Source organism: Natrinema hispanicum (assembly GCF_900111485.1).
In the GTDB taxonomy this organism is placed as follows: Archaea; Halobacteriota; Halobacteria; order Halobacteriales; family Natrialbaceae; genus Natrinema; species Natrinema hispanicum_A.
Map to the genome: position 1 here is coordinate 202,926 of NZ_FOIC01000004.1, position 19,334 is coordinate 222,259.

Below are 19,334 nucleotides of genomic sequence, written 5' to 3' on the forward strand. Positions count from 1 at the left end.
TTGGCAGTGACGAGCCATACACCGCGACCGCGTCGTCACTGACTGATGATCGACAGTAGTGCCGGCGGTCGCACCTCGTTACTCGAGGCGTTCGGCCGCCTCCCGTTCGACAAGCGGCGCGGCGTTTTGCTCCGGTAGCGTAACGATGTCGTCGCTGGTCAGCGTGTACTCACGGTCGTCGACGCCGAGGATCTCGCCGATGTCGCGGGTAATCCTGACAGTCGTCCGATCGACGGTGGCGGCCTCGCTGTCAGCAGACGACTCAGCGTCGGATTCTGCGGCTGGCGAATCGGCAGTGTCAGCGTTCGATGCAGCGCCGTCGATAGCATCCTCACGTTCTGCTGACTGCGATGGACTGGTCGCTGCCGAATCGGCCATTGCGTCCCCATCGGCTCCGTCTGCACCACCGATCGGCGGGCCGTCCCCACCCATGACGTCCGCAGGCGAGACGCCGCTCGAGGCGTCGCCTGCTGGCTCCTCGCCAGCGGCGGGATCAATGTCTGCCGGCGGTTCTTCCGGCGGGATAGGTGGGGCGTCGTCAGCAGGCGGCTGGTCGGGTGCTGGCTCGGGCGAGTGTGAGCCGGGGTGTGCGGACTCGTCAGCCGCCGCGGTCGTGTCGGCTCCGGCCTCCGTGGGCGATTCCCCGACGCCCTCGAGAACGTCTAACACACGACTCTTGTTCGCGCTGATACGGTCGACGAGGTCGTCAAAGAGGGCCGCTTCTTCGGCGGTCAGCCCCTCGTCGTCGGCGGCCATGCCGGCCGCAGCGAGGCTGGCCTGCTTGACGAGTTTGCCCATTCGGCGCTCGTAGATCGCCTCGACGACGTCCTTGGCGGTCTCGATCTCGTCGGTCAGCCGACCGACCTCGGGCGAAGAAAAGGGGTCGTCGGCCCCCTCGGCGACGCGGTCGCGTTCGTCCTCCAAGTCGGCGATGTACTCGCCGACCTCCTGATAGAACGAAGGACGCAGATTCTGGAGGCTGTCTTTCTTTCGCTCCTTGCTCTGGACCGAACGCAGCTCGTCTAGATTCATTCTTTCTCCTTCTCGGCGCGGCCGCGTGCCATCAGGAACACGGCGACGTATTCGGGTAGTGTTTGGTCACCCTCCGCGACTGTAAAGCTATCTCCACAAAGTTCGACCTCGCCGCCGTCGGTAACGTCGACGGTGATCTCGTGGCCGACGAAGGTCTCGGGGACGGCGTCGACGAGCGGGTCGAAATCGTCGATTTCGTCGCGTGCGAGGCGGACCGTTTTCAGCCCGCTCCCACCGTGGAGGCTGCCCGGTAACCGGATGAGTCGGTTCGTGTCGGTTGTGACGGGCTCGTCGATGGGCGCGTTGTCTCGCTCGACGGCTTTGCTTGCGAACCGCTCGGCTAACTGTGCGATCGCAGTGTGGACAGTGACGTTACCCGCCTCGAGTCCCTCGCGGTTGTTTCGAGCCGCGTTCAGCGTCGCCGTCGCTTTCCCCTCGCCGATGCCGTCGAACGCCTGAAGACGCTCGAGGGCCGCGTCTTCCTCCATTGCGAGGAGTTCGTCGATAAAGGCCATGAAGTGGTCGTGGATACGAGCCCCCCAGCCGCCCTCGATCTGGAGGATACGGCGCTCGGTCGGTGTTTTTCGCCCCAGGCCGGCGACGGTCTCGGTCTCGATCAGTTCGTCGTACTCGAGGCCGATTCCCCGGACGTAGTCGACGATTTCGCGGCGGTGTTCCCGCTCTAAGTGTAGGACGTTCTCGTCGCGGACGTGGACGTGATAGCCGCGTCCGCCCGAGAAGACGATCTCGAGGTCCTCGAAGGCGAAGTCGTCCTCGAGGAACTCGAGGAGACGAACGAGGGCGTCCTTACATTTTGCGAGCATCTCGGCGTAGCTGTCCTCGCCGAGCGTGACCGACGGCAGGTGATCGGCGTCCAAGTCGAAGACGAGATCCGCGGCCTGCCAGTCTTTGTCGTGCATCGAACTCGCACCGGGGTCGCGAAAGCGCCCCGCGGAGAAGTAGACGTGGCGCGGGCGCTTCCGGACAAGAAACTCCGAGAGGTCGCCTAACTCGAGCAGCGAACGGTGGCGGACCATCGTCGTATCCGGGCCGTCCGTCCAGGGGATATAGCCCCACTCGCGTTCGTTGGCCGCGGGCGGCGGCGTGATCTCCGTCCGTCGGTAGTGGTCGCGAAATCGCCCGCGAAGATAGGCCCTCGTTCGCTCTTCCATACGCTTCGCCAACTCATCGTGGGTCCGGTATAACTGTATTGAACTGGCTGCGTGAGAGTGGACACCGCTGACGAGTCAGCGTCGAATGAGATCGGAGATGCGATCGGCGAGCCCGACATCCGAGCCGAGTTTCAGGTAGTAGGCGTCGCCGCCGTCTTCGTAGTAGTTGTCGATCCGGCGTTTGATCTCGAAGCCGAGGTGTTCGTAGAACTGCAACGCGTTCTCGTTGCTCGTCCGAGCGTGACACGTGATCGTCTCGTGGTCGTCCGCGACGTGGGCGATGAGTCGCTTCCCGATGCCTTCGCCGCGGTGGGCCGGGGAGACTGCCAGAAAGAGAATGTAGCCGTCGCGTCGAACGGCGGCGAACCCGATGAGGGCCTCGTCCTGTACGTAACAGTAGACTTTCGACCGACGGTACGCGTCAGTAAAGAAATCATACCGCTGCTTGAGCACGTCTTCCTGACGGTTGATCTCCTCCTTTAGCTGCCAGGCTTCGTCGACCATCTCGTCGCTCCCCGGGGCGACGATCCGACTGTCGATGTTGACGCTCACTATTATGCTCTACCAGCGTCGTCAATATAATTCCACCGGCAGTCGGTGTGCGGGACCGTCAGACACGGCCGACAGAGCCGCCGATAGCCTGTCAGAGGCGGCAGTTCACATCCCACATCCCCGAATTGTCACTGTTGACGATACGTCGAAACGACGGGCATAGAAAGTCGGCCGACAAAGCGGTGCTATGGGATTCGAACTGCGCGACCACACGGCCGACGTTGCGGTCTCGGCGACCGGCGATTCACTCGAGGCGACATTCGGCGCGGTGGCCGACGGCCTCGCGGCCGCCTCCTGTGACGAGATCGCGACCGAAAGCGGTGAGCGCTTTTCGCTGTCCGTCACCGCCGAAGGCCGCGAGGCGCTGTTGTTCGACTACCTCGACGAACTGATCTACCTGCGCGACGTCCGGGCGGAACTCCCCGTCGACCACCGCGTCGACTCGATCGATGTCGAGTCAGCCGACGGCACCGAGGAGTGGGCCCTCGAGGCCAGTGCCCGTGGTGTCCCCCTCGCTGAGATCGACGCCCGCGAGGTAAAGGCCGTGACCTACTCCGAGATGTCCCTCGAGCGGACCGACGACGGCGGCTGGGAAGCGTACGTCGTCTTCGACGTCTAGGCGACAGTCCAACCGGTTCGCCGGTGGCCGTCTCGAGACGCCGACCCGGAACGCCGAACCGCAGGCCAGCGCCCGATCGGCGACGCGAGAGACGAACATCTTTCTTGGCGGCGGTCGGACGTTCGCGTATGACCACCTTCGACGCAAACGGCATTACGCTCGAGCGGGTGCGCGAGTATGTCTGGGAGATTCCCCAGGAAGACGGCATGCGCGCTCCCGCGCGAGTGCTCGCAAGCGAAGCGCTGCTCGAGGAGATCAAGGAAGACAAGACGCTCGAACAGATCAAAAACACGACCCACCTGCCCGGTATCACGGACCACGCGATCTGTATGCCCGACGGCCATCAGGGCTATGGCTTCCCGGTCGGTGGGGTCGGTGCCCTCGACGCCGAAAACGGCTGTATCTCCCCGGGCGCAGTCGGCTACGATATCAACTGCGGCGTCCGGATGATGCGGACGAACCTGACCTACGACGACCTCAAAGGCCACGAAGAGGAACTCGTCGACTCGCTGTTTGCCAACATCCCGTCGGGGCTCGGTGGCGGCGGGGTCGTCGAGGCCGGCGTCGACACCGTCGACGAGATCCTCGCCCGCGGTGTCGACTGGGCGCTCGAGCACGACTACGCGGTCGAAGACGACCTGCTCCACTGCGAAGACGAGGGGATGCGCGAGGGTGCCGATCCCTCGAAGATAAGCCAGAAGGCCAAAGACCGCGGCAAGAACCAGATCGGCTCGCTCGGGTCGGGGAATCACTTCCTCGAGGTCCAGCGCGTGACCGACGTCTTCGACGACGCGGTCGGTGAGGCGTTCGGACTTTCCGAAGACCAGATCGTCGTTCTGATCCACTGTGGCTCGCGCGGGCTGGGCCATCAGACCTGTAACGACTACCTGCGGAAAATCGAGCAACAACACCAGGGGCTGTTGAATCAGCTGCCGGACAAGGAACTCGCAGCCGCACCCGCGGGCTCACAGCTGGCTGAGGACTACTACGGCGCGATGAACGCGGCGATCAACTTCGCGTGGGTCAACCGCCAGCTGATCATGCACCGCACGCGGCAGGTCTTCGAGCGCGTCTTCGACCGCTCGTGGGAGGACATGGAGATGGACCTGCTGTACGACGTTGCCCACAACATCGCCAAAAAGGAGACTCATACTGTCGGCGACGGCGAGGAACGCGAGGTCTACGTTCACCGCAAGGGTGCGACGCGAGCGTTCCCCGCCGGCCATCCCGACGTGCCGAAAGCCTACCGGGACGTCGGCCAGCCCATTATCATCCCCGGCAGCATGGGCGCAGGCAGCTACGTCCTTCGGGGCGGCGCAAACTCGATGGATCTTACCTTCGGGTCGACCGCCCACGGCGCAGGGCGGTTGATGAGCCGCACCCAGGCGAAAAACGAGTACTGGGGTGGTGACGTCCAGCAGCAACTCGAGGAACAGGACCAGATTTACGTCAAGGCCCAATCGGGCGCGACGGTCGCCGAGGAAGCGCCGGGCGTCTACAAGGACGTCGACGAGGTCGTCCGCGTCTCGGACGAACTGGGGATTGGCGACAAGGTCGCACGGACGTTCCCCGTCTGTAACATCAAAGGCTAAGCGTCGGCCAGCGCCTCGAGCAACATCGCTTCGAGCGGTTCCTTGGCCGCCTCGTTCTGGACGTTGAGCGCCGAACAGTCGACGAGTTCCTCGACGAGGTCGACGCCGGCGGTCGTGTTCGTCGTGATCCCCGCCACGAGGTCTGGCGAGTGGCCGAACGCCTCCTCGATCCCGACGACTGCGTAGGGGTCGGACGCACAGAGGACGGTGAAGGCGACGTGATCCGCGAGCATGTCGACGACGGCTTCCCCGTTGTACGGCTCGAGCGGGCTGGCCCCGACTTCGGCGACGATGACGTCCGACTCCTGCAGCCGGTCGAAGACGGGCCGGACGGCCTCCCGGAAGGTGTCTTCGGGGACGACCGTCGTCGGCAAGCCTGCGTCGACGAAGTCGTAGATGGGGTCTGCGCCCGCGACCTCCATCGACAACACGTCGCCGTAGGTGCCCGCGCCAGTCAGTTTGCAGGCGGCGACGTCGTACCCGTTTTCGACGAGTACCCGGGTGATCACCCGGCCGGTCATGGTCTTGCCGGCCGACATACTCGTTCCGAGGACGAGGACGACCGGCACCTCAGAGGGCGTCGATGTTGCCGTCAGGCCGTACTCGCGCATTCGAGCAATGTCATCGTCGATGACGACGTGGCCCTCGTATTCGACCTCGACCGGCGACTTACTGAACGGCGAGGCCGAGGTAACGCGACCGAGAACGCCACCGCCGGTCAGGATATTCAACAGCCCATCGTTGCCGACGTCCCGCCAGCTGCCGACCAGCTCGCGGGTCGCGCGACGCGTTCCCAGCGCGCCGACGATCGTCTCACCCTCCATCAGTTCGACGCGTCGGCCCTGTGGGTTCTCGACCCTGACGCCAGGATTGGGACGTTTGGTCACGCGGGCGAAGACGTAATCTCCCGTCTCCCACTCTGACGTGGGTTGGGTTTCGATATCGTACGAACAGTGCTCGAGGTCGGCAATTCGCGTCACCGAAGTATGAACGTCTGCGTGCATATGTGAACGACTAGTCGATTATTGGCCAGTTGAAAGCGGTTCGTCGTGCAAACAGGCAGCCAGGAGCGCAACCCGGTCGACGAGTGCCTCGAGGTCAACGTACTCGTAGGTCTGGTGGGCTCCGTCGCCGACCGCGCCAAACCCGTCGATCGTGGGCGCATGCTGGCTGGCGTCGTTGCCGTCGCTTGCCCCACCCGAGCGCGTGCCCTCCAGCGAGAGTCCGAGTCGGTCTCCGAGCGTCTGGACGCGTTCCCAGAGGCGTCGATTGCCTGCCGTCGGCTCCATCGGCGGCCGCCCGAATCCGCCGTCGATCGACAGTTCAGTCCCCGGCGTCGTCGCCTCGAGCGAGCGGATCTCCGCCGCGACGGCCTCGGCAGCCTCGTCGGTGGGAGCGCGGACGTCGACTTCGGCGCGTGCCTCCGGCGCGACGACGTTCGACCGCAGCCCCGCTTCCACCTGGCCGACGTTGACGGTGACGCCCGAGTCGATGTCAGTGAGTTCGTGGAGACGGTGGATGACGGTCCCGAGTTCCTCCGTCGCGCTGGCTCCCTCTTCGGGCTCGAGCCCGGCGTGGGCGGCCTTGCCCTCGATCCTGACCGTGAAGTGGCCGACCGCTTTGCGTGCGGTCTTGATCTTTCCCTCCGGGCCGCTGGCGGGCTCGAGGACGAACACCCGATTTGCCTGCTCGGCGAGGTCGATGATCCGGGACTTGGATTCGGGGCTCCCGATCTCTTCATCGCTCGAGACGAGGACGTGAACCGGCAGCGACGGCTCGAGCGAGAGGTCGTCGAGGGCACGGAGCGCGAAGACGGCCTGTGTCAGGCCGCCTTTCATATCGAGCGCGCCCGGGCCCTCGAGGACGTCGTCACGGATTTCGGGCGGGTCGTCGTCGACGGTTCCCAGCGGCCAGACAGTGTCCGCGTGCCCGATCACGAGCTGGATCTCGTCGACGTCGTCCCGACCCGGCGTCCACGCCTCGAGCCGCCCGCCGGTCTCCTCTCCCGGAACGCGGTCGGTCTCCAGCCCGCTGTCGCGGAGGTCACTCGCCAACCGCTCGAAGAAGTCGTCGAACGTCTCGGGGTTCTCCGTGGGCGTCTCCATCTCGACCAACTCGAGGAGGTACTGCGACAGGTCCTCGCGATGTGCGTGTGTCCACTCCTGAATTCGCTGTTCGGCGGCGGATTCTGACTCCTGTTCGGAGGCGGTCATCGCTCGAAGCCCTCCGGGAACGGGAACGCCTGGCTTTCGTTGATCGACGCGAACCGGTCGGGGTAGAGGTGTGCCAACACCGGGGCCTGCTCGAGCAGCGTCTCAGGCTCGACGTCGTCGCTGCGGTAGGCGTCGGTGTGGACGTGTTTGCCGACGACGGTGCCAGCGATGAGTTCGCCATCGTCGAACTCGACGATACGATCGAGTTCGCACTCGAGGACGCCGTAGGCATCAGCCACGGCGGGTGCATCGACAGCGTCGGCATCGACCGTGTCGACGTCCGTCAGCGAGGGTTTGTCGCCCTCGGCGTTCCGGGGTGCCGCAGCGAGGCTGGCATCGAGGATATCGTCGGGCCGAGGATAGCTGACGGTAAACGCTCCCGTGCGCTCGATGTTCCGGTACGTTTTGTGCTCGGGCGTACAGACGAACCCGAACTGGTCCGCCCAGCCCAGCGGGATCGCCATGTGTTTCGGCGCTAAATCAGCCGAGCCGTCTTCGTCACGCGTCCCGACGATCACCAGCGGTGCCGCCGTATATAGCGTCTCGAAGAACGATTGGTCCGGCTGCAGTGTGATGAGGTCGGGATCGTTCGAGAGAGTCATTCGGTTGGCCGTGGGTCACATAGACACCCATGGCCAATACTGGTTGTGTTAGTTATCCGAACGCTGGAATGACGCGGCCGTTTGAAGGTCGATCGGAGCGAGGAGACGCCGCCGACGGCCGTGCGTAAACGCGAGCGAGCGCCCAGCGGTCGGTGGCGCTGGGCTACTTCAGCCGGAACGGGTTCTCGTCGTCACCGTCGTCTTCGTCCCCAGTCGATTCTCCATCGTAGGGTTTTCGCGCCGTGATCGTGACCGTTGCCTCGGGATCATCCTCGTCGGCCCACGGGCTGTCGTACGCCGAGAGCTCGAGATCGGTGACCTCCCAGCCCTCGTCTTCGATGAGGTCGACGAGCCGACGCTGGTCTGTGAGCATATCCTCGTCCATATGTCGGCTTCGAGCGTGGGCGAGGTAGGTTTTCTGCCGGTTCGGCTCCGGATCGCCCATCACGACAGCTCGTCGAGAGCGACGAGTTCCTCGACGAGCGTCCGATGGGCGCGGCGAAGCCGCTCGGAGAGCGCCTGATGGGAGATGTCGAGTTCGTCCGAGAGTTTGTCCATGTCCATCTCGCGGGGAATCTCGTAATAGCCGTACTCGAGGGCCGCGATCAGCGATTCGTACTGGGCGTCGGTGAGCCCGAACCGGCCGTGGCGACGCTCCTCGAGTCGGTGGATACGCAAGATCTCGATGGAAAGTCCCTGCTCGGTCGCGAACTCGTAGGTACGTGAGAGTGTCGCCCGGTCATGGAAAAGCATGCGGAACTGCCACCGCGTATTCTCGACAGTTGCGTCGAGCACCGTCGCGTGCGCGTCGGTCAACAAAGACACCGTGACAGCGACGTCGCTGGTCCACTCGATCCGGTACAGTGCAGTGTCGTCACGGGCAACGAGTCGGGTCGCGTCGTCGACGCTCGGATCGGCTGCCAGTGCGTCGTCGACGGCTGCAAGCGTCGATGAATCGGTGGCAAACCAGACGTACGGCATGACGTGTTCCGGATCGGCGGCGACGACGCGTTCGACCGCCACGTCGACATCGGGCACCGCCTCGAGCGTGCCACCGAGTGCGACCTCGGCGGCAGGGACGGCGAGTTCCGCGATGGTACTCATGATAGAGAGAACCACACGGAGCGTCATGATAGTGGGGTCGGGCATGCCGTGCGAACGTCCGGCGCGGCACGCGCTGTCCTGCAACCGAAATCGGTTACGAGACCCCAAATATGCCGGCGCACTTAAGCAGATTCGGATGTAAACGAGTAGCATGCTCACCGACGAATTCGGGCGGGAGGTAACTGGCGTCCGTGTCTCCCTCACCGATCGGTGTAATTTCGACTGTGTCTACTGTCACAACGAAGGATTAGGCGACACCCGTGGGCCGATGGAGCCGGCGGACAACGAGATGAGCGCCGACGACGTCGTCCGCTTTCTCGAGGTCGTTGCCGAGTTCGACGTCGAGGCAGTCAAGTTCACCGGCGGCGAACCGCTACTTCGACAGGACTTAGAGGAGATTATCGCACGCACGCCCGACGAAATGGAGGTTTCGCTGACCACGAATGGCTCCTTTCTTCCCGGCCGCGCCGAGGGCCTCGCAGACGCCGGCTTAGAACGGGTCAACGTCTCCCAAGACGCGCTCGATCCGGCTGACTTCGCCGAGATCACGAAAAGCGGGGCCTACGAGAAGGTCATCGAAGGCGTCGAGGCAGCGCTTTCCGCAGGGCTCGACCCGGTCAAACTCAATATGGTCGTCTTCGAGCATACGGCGGGCTACGTCCCGGAGATGGTCGACCACGTCGCCGAAAACGACGGGCTCCAGTTACAATTGATCGAATACATGCCCGAACTGACCGGCAAGCCGGAGTGGAACATCGAGATCGAGCGGGTCCACAGCTGGCTGGCCGAGCAGGCCGACGAGATCGAGCATCGGGAGATGCACGACCGGAAACGGTACTGGGTCAACAGCAGTGAGCGACCCGACGACGGTTCGCGATCCGGTGGTGGGATGGTCGAGATCGTTGATCCCGTCGAGAACCCGACGTTCTGTGCGAACTGCCATCGGGTCCGGGTCACCCACGAGGGCTATCTGAAGGGCTGTCTCAACCGTAACGACGACCTCAAATCGATGGGCGAGATGAGCAAACCCGAGATCCGCGAGGCGTTCCGCGACGTCGTCGCCAACCGGGTGCCCTACTACGGTGAGTACATGATTCGAAACGACGAGGGGGAGTGGGAGCTAAACGAGAAGTATATCGACGAGTACGCCGAGGTCTGACCGTCGGGTTCAAGCGGTGGCCCCCTGCGTGGGTGGATATCGACTCGAGCGCGGTATATTCTGGAAGCGAGTCACACGATCGGCCGCCGTCTTTCGTTGCCCTTAAGTATTCGACGGGGGTAGGAGCGAGTGCAATACGTGTAGGGGAGCGATCCCCGAGTCCGAGAGGGCGATGATAGACCGACCGTGTTGTGGTAGCCAAGCGGCCCAAGGCGCATGGTTGCTAACCATGTGGCGTCAAGCCTCCGGGGTTCGAATCCCCGCCACAACGTCGGATCCTTCGCTGGCGTTTTCCCGCCAGTCGATTTGCACCGCACGCAGACTAGAGACAGATACACGACATCATGAGCGCGGAAGAACCTCAAGAACAAGAAGACGACGAAGATCTCCGCTACTTCGTCCGCATCGGGCAAACCGACCTCGATGGGACGAAGTCCGTCGAGCGCTCGCTCACGGAGATGAACGGGATCGGTCGCCGGACCGCCCGACTCATCGCCGAGGAAGCGGGCGTCGACCGAACGGCGACGTTCGGCCGACTCGACGACGACGTCATCGACGCGGTCGTCGAGGTCGTCGAAAACTACGCCAACGAAGTCCCGGACTGGCTCAACAACCGCCAGTCGGACTTCTACACCGGCGAGACGACCCACGAGATCGGCAACGATCTTCAGTTGACTCGACAGCACGACATCAACCGGATGAAGATGATCGACTCCTACAAGGGCGTTCGCCACAAGCGCGGCCAGAAGGTCCGCGGGCAGCGCACCAAGTCCACCGGTCGTACGGAGGGCACCATCGGAGTCAACGTCGAAGAGATCCGCGAAGAACAGGCCGAAGGCGGCGAAGAGGGTGAGGGCGAATAATGCCACTCGGCACCGACACCAAGCAGTACGAGACGCCGAATCACCCCTACCAGGGTGAACGCATCGCCTCCGAACACTCCCTTGTCGACCGCTACGGCCTCAAGAACAAGGAAGAACTCTGGCGCGCCCAGTCCGAGCTTCGCTCCTACCGGCGCGAGGCCCGCGACCTGCTCGGCCAGGCCCAAGGCGACGAAACCGTCATCCGCCGCTCCGAGGAGTTCCTCGGTCGGCTCAAGCGCGTCGGCATCCTCGACGAGACCGACGAACTCGGCGACGTCCTGTCGCTCGAGATCGAAGATGTCCTCGAGCGCCGACTGCAGACGGTCGTCTACCGATCCGGACTGGCGAACACGACCCAGCAGGCTCGGCAGTTCATCAGCCACGGTCACGTTGTGGTCGACGGCCAGCGCCACAGCGTCCCATCCTACGTCGTCGACGTTGACGAGGAGGACCTGGTGGCCTTCGACGAGAACAGTCCACTCGCGGACGAACTTCACCCCGAACGCGCGGAGGGTCAGTAAACCATGAGCCAGGACGACGACAAGTGGGGCATCGCCCACGTGCACGCATCGTTTAACAACACCGTCATGACCGTGACCGACCTCACGGGCGCGGAGACGATCGCCAAGTCCTCCGGTGGGACGGCGGTCAAACAGAACCGCGACGAGGCATCGCCGTACGCGGCCATGCAGATGGCCGAGTCCATCGCCGAAGAGGTCAAAGCGGCCGGCATCACGGGCCTGCACGTTCGCGTGCGTGGCCCCGGCGGCAACCTCCAGAAGTCCCCCGGTCCCGGTGCGCAGGCGACGATCCGCGCGCTCGCGCGCTCGGGCATCGAAATCGGGCGCATCGAGGATGTCACGCCGATCCCCCACGACGGATCGCGCGCACCCAAAGGCAAGGGCGGCTACTAGATCATGACAGAGGAGTACGACGTCGAGTTCGTCGAACGCGAGGATCGTGAGGCACGATTCCTCGTTCGGGGCGTGACGCCCGCGTTCGCAAACGGCATTCGTCGCGCAATGGTCGCCGACGTCCCCACGATGGCGATCGACACCGTCCGGTTCGTCGAGAACTCGTCGGTGATGTTCGACGAGCAACTCGCCTTACGGCTCGGGCTCGTCCCATTGACGACGCCACCTGTCGGCGAGTTCACCGAGGACGATACCGTCACGCTCTCGATCGACGTCGAAGGGCCGGCCACCGCCTACTCCGGCGATCTCGTCTCGAGCGACGAGCTCGTCCAGCCCGCGGACGAGAACGTTCCGATCATCGAACTCAAAGACGACCAACGCCTCGAGGCCGAGGCCGACGCCGTTTTAGACCGCGGGAAAGACCACGCCAAACATCAGGGCGGGGTCGCGGTCGGCTACCGACACCTCCAGCGCGTGGAGGTCGACGGTGATCTCCCTGAGTTCGAAGAACAGGAACGCCGGATCATCCGCGGTGTGATCGAAGACGACGGCGAACTCGTTTCCACAAGCGAGTTTGATCACGACCTCTCGAACCGATACCCGGGCAAGCAGGTCCGGGTCGAGGACGTGCCCAACGCCTTCGTCTTCCACGTGGAGACGGACGGCTCCTTTACCGTCGAAGAGCTGGTCACGCGAGCTGCAGAGACGATCGCGGCACGCGCGACCGAACTCGAAGACGCAGTACAGCTATAGATATGAACCGACGCCCCCGACCCGATCAGGACGCGCCGTTCGCCGACGCCGTGAGCGACGAGATCGGCGAGCGCTCGTCCACTGGAATCGAAAGGGGTTTGAAGGGGCGACGGATACGTGGAAGTGCGAGCAGGGATAGCCAAGTCAGGCCAACGGCGCAGCGTTCAGGGCGCTGTCTCGTAGGAGTCCGCAGGTTCAAATCCTGCTCCCTGCATCACTTCTCACGAATCGATTCCACCGTCGACAAGACACGCTCGTGTCTCGTCGACGTGCCAACAGTTGCAGTATTTGGAGGAAACCAATGAGTAGCAAGACTAATCCGAGGCTCACCGATCTCATCGCCGAGCTGAAGTCGACGTCCCGCGAAGCGGACGCCGACGTCTGGCGAGACGTTGCGGATCGACTCGAGAAGCCCCGGCGCACCCACGCTGAGGTGAACCTGGGCCGCATCGAGCGGTACGCACGCGAAGAAGAGACTGTCGTCGTTCCCGGCAAGGTGCTGGGTTCCGGCGCACTACAGAAAAACGTCACCGTCGCCGCCGTCAACTTCTCTTCGTCCGCAGAGACGAAGATCGAACAGGTCGGCGAACCGGTACCGCTCGAGCAAGCGCTCGAAGAGAACCCAGAAGGCTCCGACGTCCGGGTGATTCGATGAGTCTCGCAGAGTTCGACGCCGATCTCGTCGTCGATGCCAGTGACTGCATCCTCGGTCGTGTCGCCAGCGAAGTCGCCCAGCGCGCGCTGGACGGCGAGCGCGTCGCGATCGTCAACGCCGAAGAAGCAGTCATCACCGGCGACAAAGAAGACATCTTCGAGACGTACCGCACGCGACTGCAGCTCGGCTCCGACAGCGGGCCGTACTATCCGCGACGACCGGACACGATCTTCAAGCGGTCCGTCCGCGGCATGCTGCCGTACAAGAAACCACGCGGCCGCGAAGCGCTCGACAGCGTCCGCGTCTACGTCGGCAACCCCTACGAGGACGACGACGAGCGGGACTCGGAAGTGCTCGAGGGAACGTCGCTGGATCGCCTATCGAACATCCGCTTCGTCCACCTACACGAAGTGTCCGAACAGTTAGGTGCTAACGTCACATGGTAACCAACACGAGTGGCAAGAAAAAGACGGCCGTCGCGCGAGCGACAGTCCACGAGGGCGAGGGTCGCGTTCGAATCAACTCCCAGCCCGTCGAACTGGTCGAACCCGAGATGTCCCGGCTCAAGATGCTCGAGCCGTTCCGCATCGTCGGCGAGGACCTGCGCAGTGAGATGGACATCGATGTCCGCGTCGAGGGAGGCGGCATCAGTGGTCAGGCAGACGCCGTCCGCACCGCCATCGCACGCGGCATCGTCCAGCACACCAACGACGCCGAACTCCGCGACGCGTTCATGGAGTTCGACCGATCGCTGCTGGTCAACGACGTTCGCCAGTCCGAACCCAAGAAATGGGGCGGCCCGGGCGCTCGGGCGCGCTACCAGAAGTCCTACCGCTAAGGTGATCAACGCATGATGGTACCGGTCCGGTGTTTCACCTGTGGTAACGTCGTCGGCGAACACTGGGAGGAGTTCGACGAACGAGCCAACGAGGGCGACGAGGACCCCGAAAAGGTCCTCGACGAGCTCGGCGTCGACCGCTACTGCTGTCGGCGGATGCTCGTCAGTCACAAAGACCTGGTCGACATCGTCTCCCCGTACCAGTAACAATGCAACAACAACAGCACAACCGCTACGAGAAAGCACGCATCCTCGGTGCACGAGCGCTGCAGGTCTCGTATGGCGCGCCGGTGTTGATCGAAACCGACCAGACGCAACCGATCCTCATCGCCGCCGAGGAGTACGACGCCGGCGTGTTGCCGTTTACCGTCAAGCGGGGGTACGATCGCAAATGACACTCATCACAGATATCCGACTGCGACGCATCCTCGACTCGCGAGGCAACCCGACGGTCGAAGCCGACGTCGTGACCGAAAGCGGCGGCTTCGGCCGTGCTGCAGCACCGAGCGGTGCCAGCACTGGCGAGTACGAAGCCGTCGAGCGGCCGCCGTCCGAGGCGATCGCTGCGGCTCGAGAACACGCCGTGCCGCGGCTCGTCGGCGAGGTCTACGCGGGCAACCAGCGTGACGTCGACGCCGCATTGCACGCTGCTGATGGTACCGACGACTTTTCGGAGATCGGTGCCAACAGCGCGGTCGCCATCTCGATGGCTGCCGCAAAGGCCGGTGCCGACGTGCTCGGTGCTCCGCTGTTCCAGCACCTCGGTGGGACGTTCCGCGGCAACAACTTCCCGATTCCGCTCGGTAACGTCGTCGGCGGTGGCGAACACGCTGCCGACGCAACCGACATTCAGGAGTTCTTGGCGGCACCCGTCGGCGCACCGAGCGTCGAAGACGCCGTCTTTGCCAACGCGGCCGTCCACGCTGCCGTCTCTGATCTGCTGTCCGAACGTGGCGTCCCCTGTGGCAAGGGCGACGAGGGCGCGTGGGCACCGTCGATCGACGACGGCGACGCGTTCGAAATCGTCGACGAGGCGGTTTCGATGGTCGAAGACGAGGTCGGCTTCGAGATCAAATTCGGCCTCGACGTCGCCGGTGCAGAGCTGTACGACGCCGATTCTGGCACCTACGAGTACAGCGACCAGAGCCGCGACACCGACGAGCAGATCGCATACATCGCCGATCTCGTCGAGGAGTACGACCTCGTCTATGTCGAGGATCCGCTCGACGAGGACGATTACGACGCCTTCGCCGACCTCACCGACGAAGTCGGCGATCAGACGCTGATCTGCGGTGACGACCTGTTCGTCACGAACACCGACCGTCTCGTCGAGGGCATCGATCGTGACGCGGCCAACAGCATCCTGATCAAGCCAAACCAGATCGGGACGCTTTCGGACGCCTTCGACGCGATCGAACTCGCAACCGAGAACGGCTACGACTCGGTCGTCTCTCACCGGTCGGGCGAGACCGAAGACGCGACGATCGCACACCTCGCCGTCGCGACCGACGCCCCCTACATCAAGACGGGTGCCGTCGGCGGCGAGCGAACTGCAAAGCTAAACGAGCTCATTCGAATCGCAGACGACGCGACATGACAGACAACGACGCAACCCAAGAAGGGCTCGACGCCGCCGAGGAGGAAATCGACGAGGAGCCAGCCGAAGGGGCTGGCCCCGCCGCCGAGGAGGATGTCGAGTCTGCAGCCGAACAGCCCGCCGACGCCGAGGGAGCCCCCGCGGCCGAGGCCGAAGAAGCCGACGACGCCGCCGAGGAGGACGCCGGTCCAACCCTCGACGACGACGTCATGTCCGACGAGGAAGCGGACCTGCTGATCCCCGTCGAGGACTACCTCGGCGCTGGCGTCCACATCGGGACCCAGCAGAAGACCGCCGACATGGAGCGGTTCATCCACCGCGTCCGAACCGACGGTCTCTACGTGCTGGACGTCTCGAAGACCGACGGCCGGATCCGCACGGCCGCGGACTTCCTCGCCAACTACGACCCCGAACAGATCCTGGTCACGTCCTCGCGCCAGTACGGTCGCTTCCCAGCCGAGAAGTTCGCCGAGGCCGTCGGCGCTCGCGCCCGCACCGGTCGCTTCATCCCGGGCACGCTGACCAACCCGAAGTACGACGGCTACATCGAGCCGGACGTGCTCGTCGTCACTGACCCGATCGGCGACGCCCAGGCCGTCAAAGAGGCCATCACGGTCGGCATCCCGGTCATCGCGATGTGTGACTCGAACAACCAGCTCAGCAACGTCGACCTCGTCGTCCCGACGAACAACAAGGGTCGCAAGGCCCTCTCGGTCGTCTACTGGCTGCTGGCCAACGAGGTCCTCGACCGCCGCGGCGCAGAGCCGTCCTACTCGCTCGAGGACTTCGAGAGCACGGTCTAAGGCGTTCGGTATCGGCGCTGTTCGTTTTCTCACCGCAGCTTACACCGCGAGTAGCACGACCAGCAGCGGCACTCAGACTGCGTGATTACGACCCGTCCGCGAGCAACTGTTCGACCAGTTCGGCGGCATCGACGGCCGTCGCCCCGAAGACGTAGGTCGCGGGTTCGATCCCGAACGCGCCGCGGTGGTAGGCAACGCGGGGAACCGACCCACGCTCTTCGAAGCGGCGTCTGAGGTGTTTGCCGCGGTCCTCGTAGGTGGCGTCGAACTCGAGTGGCTCGATGCCCAGTTCCGTGGCGGCTTCGAGCAGGTCGTCGTCGGTGGCGACATTGGTCGCACCGCGGATACTCGAGTCGACCGTGTTGGCGGCGATGATCGCCGTCGCAACGTGTTTCGAGGCTCCGAACTCGGGATTGGCCGGAATCTCGATCCGGCCGCCCATAGCGTAGATCCGGCCAGGGATCGCAGCGATGTCGGTCTCGTCGGCTGGGTCGGGAAGCCCCATGCCGACGTTGGTCCCGACGTTCGGAATCGAGTCGGCCATGCCAGGGATCGCAGCGAGCGTCCGCGCGGCAGTCCGGACGTTCGAAAGCACATCGCGTTCGGCACGCACGTCGGGATCGAGCCCCCGAACGCAGAGATCACAGCCCAGTCCCTGTAACTCCGGCATCGCTTCCTCGTGGAGTTCACAGATCGGGCCACGATCCTCGAGGTTGCGGATCAACGCGAGGAGTTCGGCGAGTGCGTCGTAGCCGTCCAGTTCGCCGCTTGCGAGGCCATCGGCGATCCGGTCGACAGTTGCGACGGTTTCGGGGTCGTCGCGAAAGCGATCGTCGCCGCCACCCTCGCCGCCGACGTACTTGCTGACCGCAGCCTGAGTCACGCCGAGTTCGGCGGCGATTTCTTTCTGAGTCAGCCCACGGTCGGCGAGTCGCGTCGCCAACATTGCCCGCACGGTCGGCAGGAACCGATCGACGACGAGTTCGCTCGGCAAGACGAGTGTCATACGACCGTCGTACGGCCCCACCGTCATAAGTCCGCCTGCGTTCTGGTCGCCACCGCGCCGACTGCAAGCGCCGAGACAAAGATAGCTATTAACCGTCGTCGTGCGAATCGCCGGGCATGACACTCTCGAGCGCTCCCGGCAAGGTGTATTTGTTCGGGGAGCACGCGGTCGTCTACGGCGAGCCCGCCGTCCCGTGTGCGATCGAGCGGCGAGCGCGGGTGGAGGTACAGCGACGCGACGACGGTAAACTCCGCGTCCATGCCGAGGATCTCAGTCTGAACGGCTTTACTGTCGAATACGACGGCACGCCGGGGAACGGCCCGGACGTCGACGTCTCGGAGTCGCTGATCAGCGCTGCGATGGGCTACGTCGACGAGGCAATCGCGCAGGTTCGCGACGTGACCGGCGAGGACGATGTCGGCTTCGACGTGACGATCGAAAGCGACATTCCGCTGGGCGCAGGCCTTGGCTCCTCGGCCGCGGTCGTCGTCGCGGCCATCGACGCTGCCGCACGCGAACTCGGCGTCACGCTCGAGCCCGATGAACTCGCCGAGCGGGCCTACCAGACCGAATATCAGGTGCAGGACGGACAGGCCTCGCGGGCAGACACCTTCTGTTCGGCGACCGGCGGCGCGGTCCGCGTCGAGGGCGACGACTGTCGGTCGCTCGAGGCCCCCGATCTGCCGATCGTGATCGGCTTCGACGGTGGGGCCGGCGATACCGGACAGTTGGTCGCTGGCGTCCGCGAACTCCGAGACGAGTACGACTTCGCAGCCGACACGGTCGAGGCGATCGGCGACATCGTCCGCAACGGTGAACAGGCGCTGGCCGACGGCGACATCGCGGAGCTCGGCCGGCTCATGGACTTCAATCATGGCCTGTTGTCGGCGCTCGGTGTCTCTTCGCGGTCGCTGGATACGATGGTCTGGGCAGCCCGCGACGCGGGCGCACACGGCGCGAAGCTCACTGGTGCCGGCGGCGGTGGCTGTATCGTCGCGCTGGATCCGACGCCCGAAACCGAGACGGCGCTATCCTTTACACCGGGCTGTGAAGACACCTTCCGCGCCGAACTCGCCGAGGACGGGGTGAAGCGACTCGAATGATCGTCCTGAAACTCGGCGGCAGCGTCATCACCGAGAAGGACCGCCCGGAAACGCTCGACGGCGACGCACTCGAGCGGGCTGCCGACGCGATCGCAGCGGCGCTCGAGGCGGGACGCGAGGATCTCGTCATCGTCCACGGTGGCGGCAGTTTCGGCCACCACAACGCCAGCGAACACGGCGTCAGCACGACCGCGGGAACCCACGACGCGGACGCAGCGCTCGCCATCCACGGCGCGATGAAGACCTTGAATCAGTTCGTCCTGCGTCGGCTGCTCGAGCGCGACGTGCAGGCAGTGCCAGTCCACCCGTTTTCGGCGGCCCACCGTGCTCGTGATGGGACGCTCGAGCTCCCGACCGGACAGGTCGAGACGATGCTCGGCGAGGGGTTCGTCCCCGTCCTCCACGGTGACGTGGTCGCCCACGCGGGCGCGGGTGCGACGATTGTCAGTGGCGACGAACTCGTGGCCGAACTCGCTGCGGCTCTCGACGCCGATCGAATCGGCCTCTGTTCGACGGTCCCCGGCGTGTTAGACGACGCGGACGCCGTTATCGACCGGATCGACGAGTTCGACGCCGTCGCCGACGTTCTCGGGGCCAGCGACGCGACTGACGTGACCGGCGGCATGGCCGGCAAAGTACGGACGTTACTAGCACTCGAGGCAGAAGCGTCGATCTTCGGACTCGAGACGCTGGCTGCGTTCCTCGAGGGCGAGAATCCAGGGACGACGATCGACTGAGCGACAACGAAGCCAAGACG

25 protein-coding genes and 2 tRNA genes are annotated in these 19,334 nt (G+C 64.3%); 18 read left to right on the plus strand and 9 right to left on the minus strand.

Going from position 1 to position 19,334, the window contains the following annotated elements; translation table 11 throughout:
* Positions 1–78: 78 nt before the first annotated feature.
* The 3 genes from BSG09_RS05930 to BSG09_RS05940 form a co-directional block, all read right to left on the minus strand.
* Positions 79–1,032 carry a DNA replication complex subunit Gins51 gene (locus BSG09_RS05930; protein ID WP_092931126.1) on the minus strand — a complete coding sequence of 318 codons (954 nt, stop codon included), beginning with the start codon at positions 1,030–1,032 and terminating at the stop codon, positions 79–81.
* Complete coding sequence (gene priS, locus BSG09_RS05935) at positions 1,029–2,204, minus strand: DNA primase small subunit PriS (protein ID WP_092931128.1); 1,176 nt, start codon at positions 2,202–2,204, stop codon at positions 1,029–1,031. Before priS ends, BSG09_RS05930 begins: the two co-directional genes overlap by 4 nt.
* A 75-nt stretch (positions 2,205–2,279) precedes the next feature.
* On the minus strand, positions 2,280–2,756 hold the full coding sequence (locus BSG09_RS05940; protein ID WP_092931130.1) for a GNAT family N-acetyltransferase: 477 nt from the start codon (positions 2,754–2,756) through the stop codon (positions 2,280–2,282).
* A 187-nt stretch (positions 2,757–2,943) separates the two neighbouring features.
* Between BSG09_RS05940 and BSG09_RS05945 the strand changes: the two genes are divergently transcribed.
* Both BSG09_RS05945 and BSG09_RS05950 read left to right on the plus strand, forming a co-directional pair.
* On the plus strand, positions 2,944–3,375 hold the full coding sequence (locus BSG09_RS05945) for an archease (RefSeq protein WP_092931132.1): 432 nt from the start codon (positions 2,944–2,946) through the stop codon (positions 3,373–3,375).
* Positions 3,376–3,503: 128 nt separating this feature from the next.
* The gene (locus tag BSG09_RS05950; RefSeq protein WP_092931134.1) at positions 3,504–4,967 is read left to right on the plus strand and encodes an RtcB family protein; all 1,464 of its coding nucleotides are present in this window, start codon (positions 3,504–3,506) and stop codon (positions 4,965–4,967) included.
* Here BSG09_RS05950 and BSG09_RS05955 read toward each other — a convergent pair.
* From BSG09_RS05955 to BSG09_RS05975, 5 genes are all read right to left on the minus strand, one after another.
* Positions 4,964–5,971, minus strand: coding sequence for a hypothetical protein (locus tag BSG09_RS05955; protein ID WP_092931136.1), 1,008 nt, complete (start codon positions 5,969–5,971; stop codon positions 4,964–4,966). The two genes, BSG09_RS05950 and BSG09_RS05955, sit on opposite strands and share 4 nt — an antisense overlap.
* A gap of 18 nt (positions 5,972–5,989) precedes the next feature.
* Positions 5,990–7,180, minus strand: a complete 1,191-nt coding sequence (locus tag BSG09_RS05960) for a M20 family metallopeptidase (protein WP_092931138.1) — start codon at positions 7,178–7,180, stop codon at positions 5,990–5,992.
* Positions 7,177–7,782, minus strand: a complete 606-nt coding sequence (locus BSG09_RS05965) for a flavin reductase (RefSeq protein WP_092931140.1) — start codon at positions 7,780–7,782, stop codon at positions 7,177–7,179. The genes BSG09_RS05960 and BSG09_RS05965 overlap by 4 nt, the downstream gene beginning before the upstream one ends.
* Before the next feature lie 163 nt (positions 7,783–7,945).
* Positions 7,946–8,167, minus strand: coding sequence for a hypothetical protein (locus tag BSG09_RS05970; protein WP_092931285.1), 222 nt, complete (start codon positions 8,165–8,167; stop codon positions 7,946–7,948).
* 59 nt (positions 8,168–8,226) lie between these two features.
* A complete protein-coding gene (locus BSG09_RS05975; protein WP_092931287.1) occupies positions 8,227–8,886 on the minus strand; it encodes a helix-turn-helix domain-containing protein in 660 nt (219 codons plus the stop codon).
* A gap of 151 nt (positions 8,887–9,037) precedes the next feature.
* On the opposite strand from BSG09_RS05975, the gene moaA reads away from it, so the two are divergent.
* The 14 genes from moaA (at position 9,038) to rpsB (ending at position 16,468) form a co-directional block, all read left to right on the plus strand.
* Positions 9,038–10,045, plus strand: a complete 1,008-nt coding sequence (moaA, locus tag BSG09_RS05980) for a GTP 3',8-cyclase MoaA (RefSeq protein WP_092931142.1) — start codon at positions 9,038–9,040, stop codon at positions 10,043–10,045.
* 188 nt (positions 10,046–10,233) lie between these two features.
* Positions 10,234–10,316: transfer RNA gene (locus BSG09_RS05985), tRNA-Ser, on the plus strand.
* Between the two features lie 73 nt (positions 10,317–10,389).
* Positions 10,390–10,908, plus strand: a complete 519-nt coding sequence (locus BSG09_RS05990) for a 30S ribosomal protein S13 (RefSeq protein WP_092931144.1) — start codon at positions 10,390–10,392, stop codon at positions 10,906–10,908.
* Entirely contained in the window at positions 10,908–11,429 is a 522-nt protein-coding gene (locus BSG09_RS05995) for a 30S ribosomal protein S4 (protein WP_008012907.1), read from the plus strand. The genes BSG09_RS05990 and BSG09_RS05995 overlap by 1 nt, the downstream gene beginning before the upstream one ends.
* A 3-nt stretch (positions 11,430–11,432) precedes the next feature.
* Complete coding sequence (locus BSG09_RS06000; RefSeq protein WP_008012909.1) at positions 11,433–11,822, plus strand: 30S ribosomal protein S11; 390 nt, start codon at positions 11,433–11,435, stop codon at positions 11,820–11,822.
* A 3-nt stretch (positions 11,823–11,825) separates the two neighbouring features.
* Positions 11,826–12,575, plus strand: coding sequence for a DNA-directed RNA polymerase subunit D (locus BSG09_RS06005; protein ID WP_092931146.1), 750 nt, complete (start codon positions 11,826–11,828; stop codon positions 12,573–12,575).
* 129 nt (positions 12,576–12,704) lie between these two features.
* A tRNA-Leu gene (locus BSG09_RS06010) sits at positions 12,705–12,789 on the plus strand.
* Positions 12,790–12,876: 87 nt separating this feature from the next.
* A complete protein-coding gene (locus BSG09_RS06015) occupies positions 12,877–13,230 on the plus strand; it encodes a 50S ribosomal protein L18e (RefSeq protein ID WP_008012913.1) in 354 nt (117 codons plus the stop codon).
* A complete protein-coding gene (locus BSG09_RS06020; RefSeq protein WP_092931148.1) occupies positions 13,227–13,676 on the plus strand; it encodes a 50S ribosomal protein L13 in 450 nt (149 codons plus the stop codon). Before BSG09_RS06015 ends, BSG09_RS06020 begins: the two co-directional genes overlap by 4 nt.
* Positions 13,670–14,068 (plus strand): 30S ribosomal protein S9, encoded by a 399-nt coding sequence (locus BSG09_RS06025; protein WP_008012916.1) that lies wholly within the window; start codon positions 13,670–13,672, stop codon positions 14,066–14,068. The genes BSG09_RS06020 and BSG09_RS06025 overlap by 7 nt, the downstream gene beginning before the upstream one ends.
* A 12-nt stretch (positions 14,069–14,080) precedes the next feature.
* Positions 14,081–14,275 carry a DNA-directed RNA polymerase subunit N gene (locus BSG09_RS06030; protein ID WP_008012920.1) on the plus strand — a complete coding sequence of 65 codons (195 nt, stop codon included), beginning with the start codon at positions 14,081–14,083 and terminating at the stop codon, positions 14,273–14,275.
* 2 nt (positions 14,276–14,277) lie between these two features.
* Entirely contained in the window at positions 14,278–14,463 is a 186-nt protein-coding gene (locus BSG09_RS06035; protein WP_092931150.1) for a DNA-directed RNA polymerase subunit K, read from the plus strand.
* Positions 14,460–15,665: a phosphopyruvate hydratase gene (gene eno / locus BSG09_RS06040; protein WP_092931152.1), complete on the plus strand. Its 1,206-nt coding sequence runs from the start codon at positions 14,460–14,462 to the stop codon at positions 15,663–15,665. The genes BSG09_RS06035 and eno overlap by 4 nt, the downstream gene beginning before the upstream one ends.
* Positions 15,662–16,468, plus strand: coding sequence for a 30S ribosomal protein S2 (gene rpsB / locus BSG09_RS06045; RefSeq protein WP_092931154.1), 807 nt, complete (start codon positions 15,662–15,664; stop codon positions 16,466–16,468). Before eno ends, rpsB begins: the two co-directional genes overlap by 4 nt.
* Positions 16,469–16,553: 85 nt before the next feature.
* Here the strand turns inward: rpsB and BSG09_RS06050 are convergent, their stop codons facing one another.
* A complete protein-coding gene (locus BSG09_RS06050) occupies positions 16,554–17,474 on the minus strand; it encodes a thiamine-phosphate synthase family protein (protein WP_092931289.1) in 921 nt (306 codons plus the stop codon).
* Positions 17,475–17,590: 116 nt separating this feature from the next.
* Between BSG09_RS06050 and mvk the strand changes: the two genes are divergently transcribed.
* Both mvk and BSG09_RS06060 read left to right on the plus strand, forming a co-directional pair.
* A complete protein-coding gene (mvk, locus tag BSG09_RS06055) occupies positions 17,591–18,577 on the plus strand; it encodes a mevalonate kinase (RefSeq protein WP_092931156.1) in 987 nt (328 codons plus the stop codon).
* Positions 18,574–19,314 carry an isopentenyl phosphate kinase gene (locus BSG09_RS06060; RefSeq protein WP_092931158.1) on the plus strand — a complete coding sequence of 247 codons (741 nt, stop codon included), beginning with the start codon at positions 18,574–18,576 and terminating at the stop codon, positions 19,312–19,314. Before mvk ends, BSG09_RS06060 begins: the two co-directional genes overlap by 4 nt.
* The last annotated feature ends 20 nt before the right edge of the window (positions 19,315–19,334 follow it).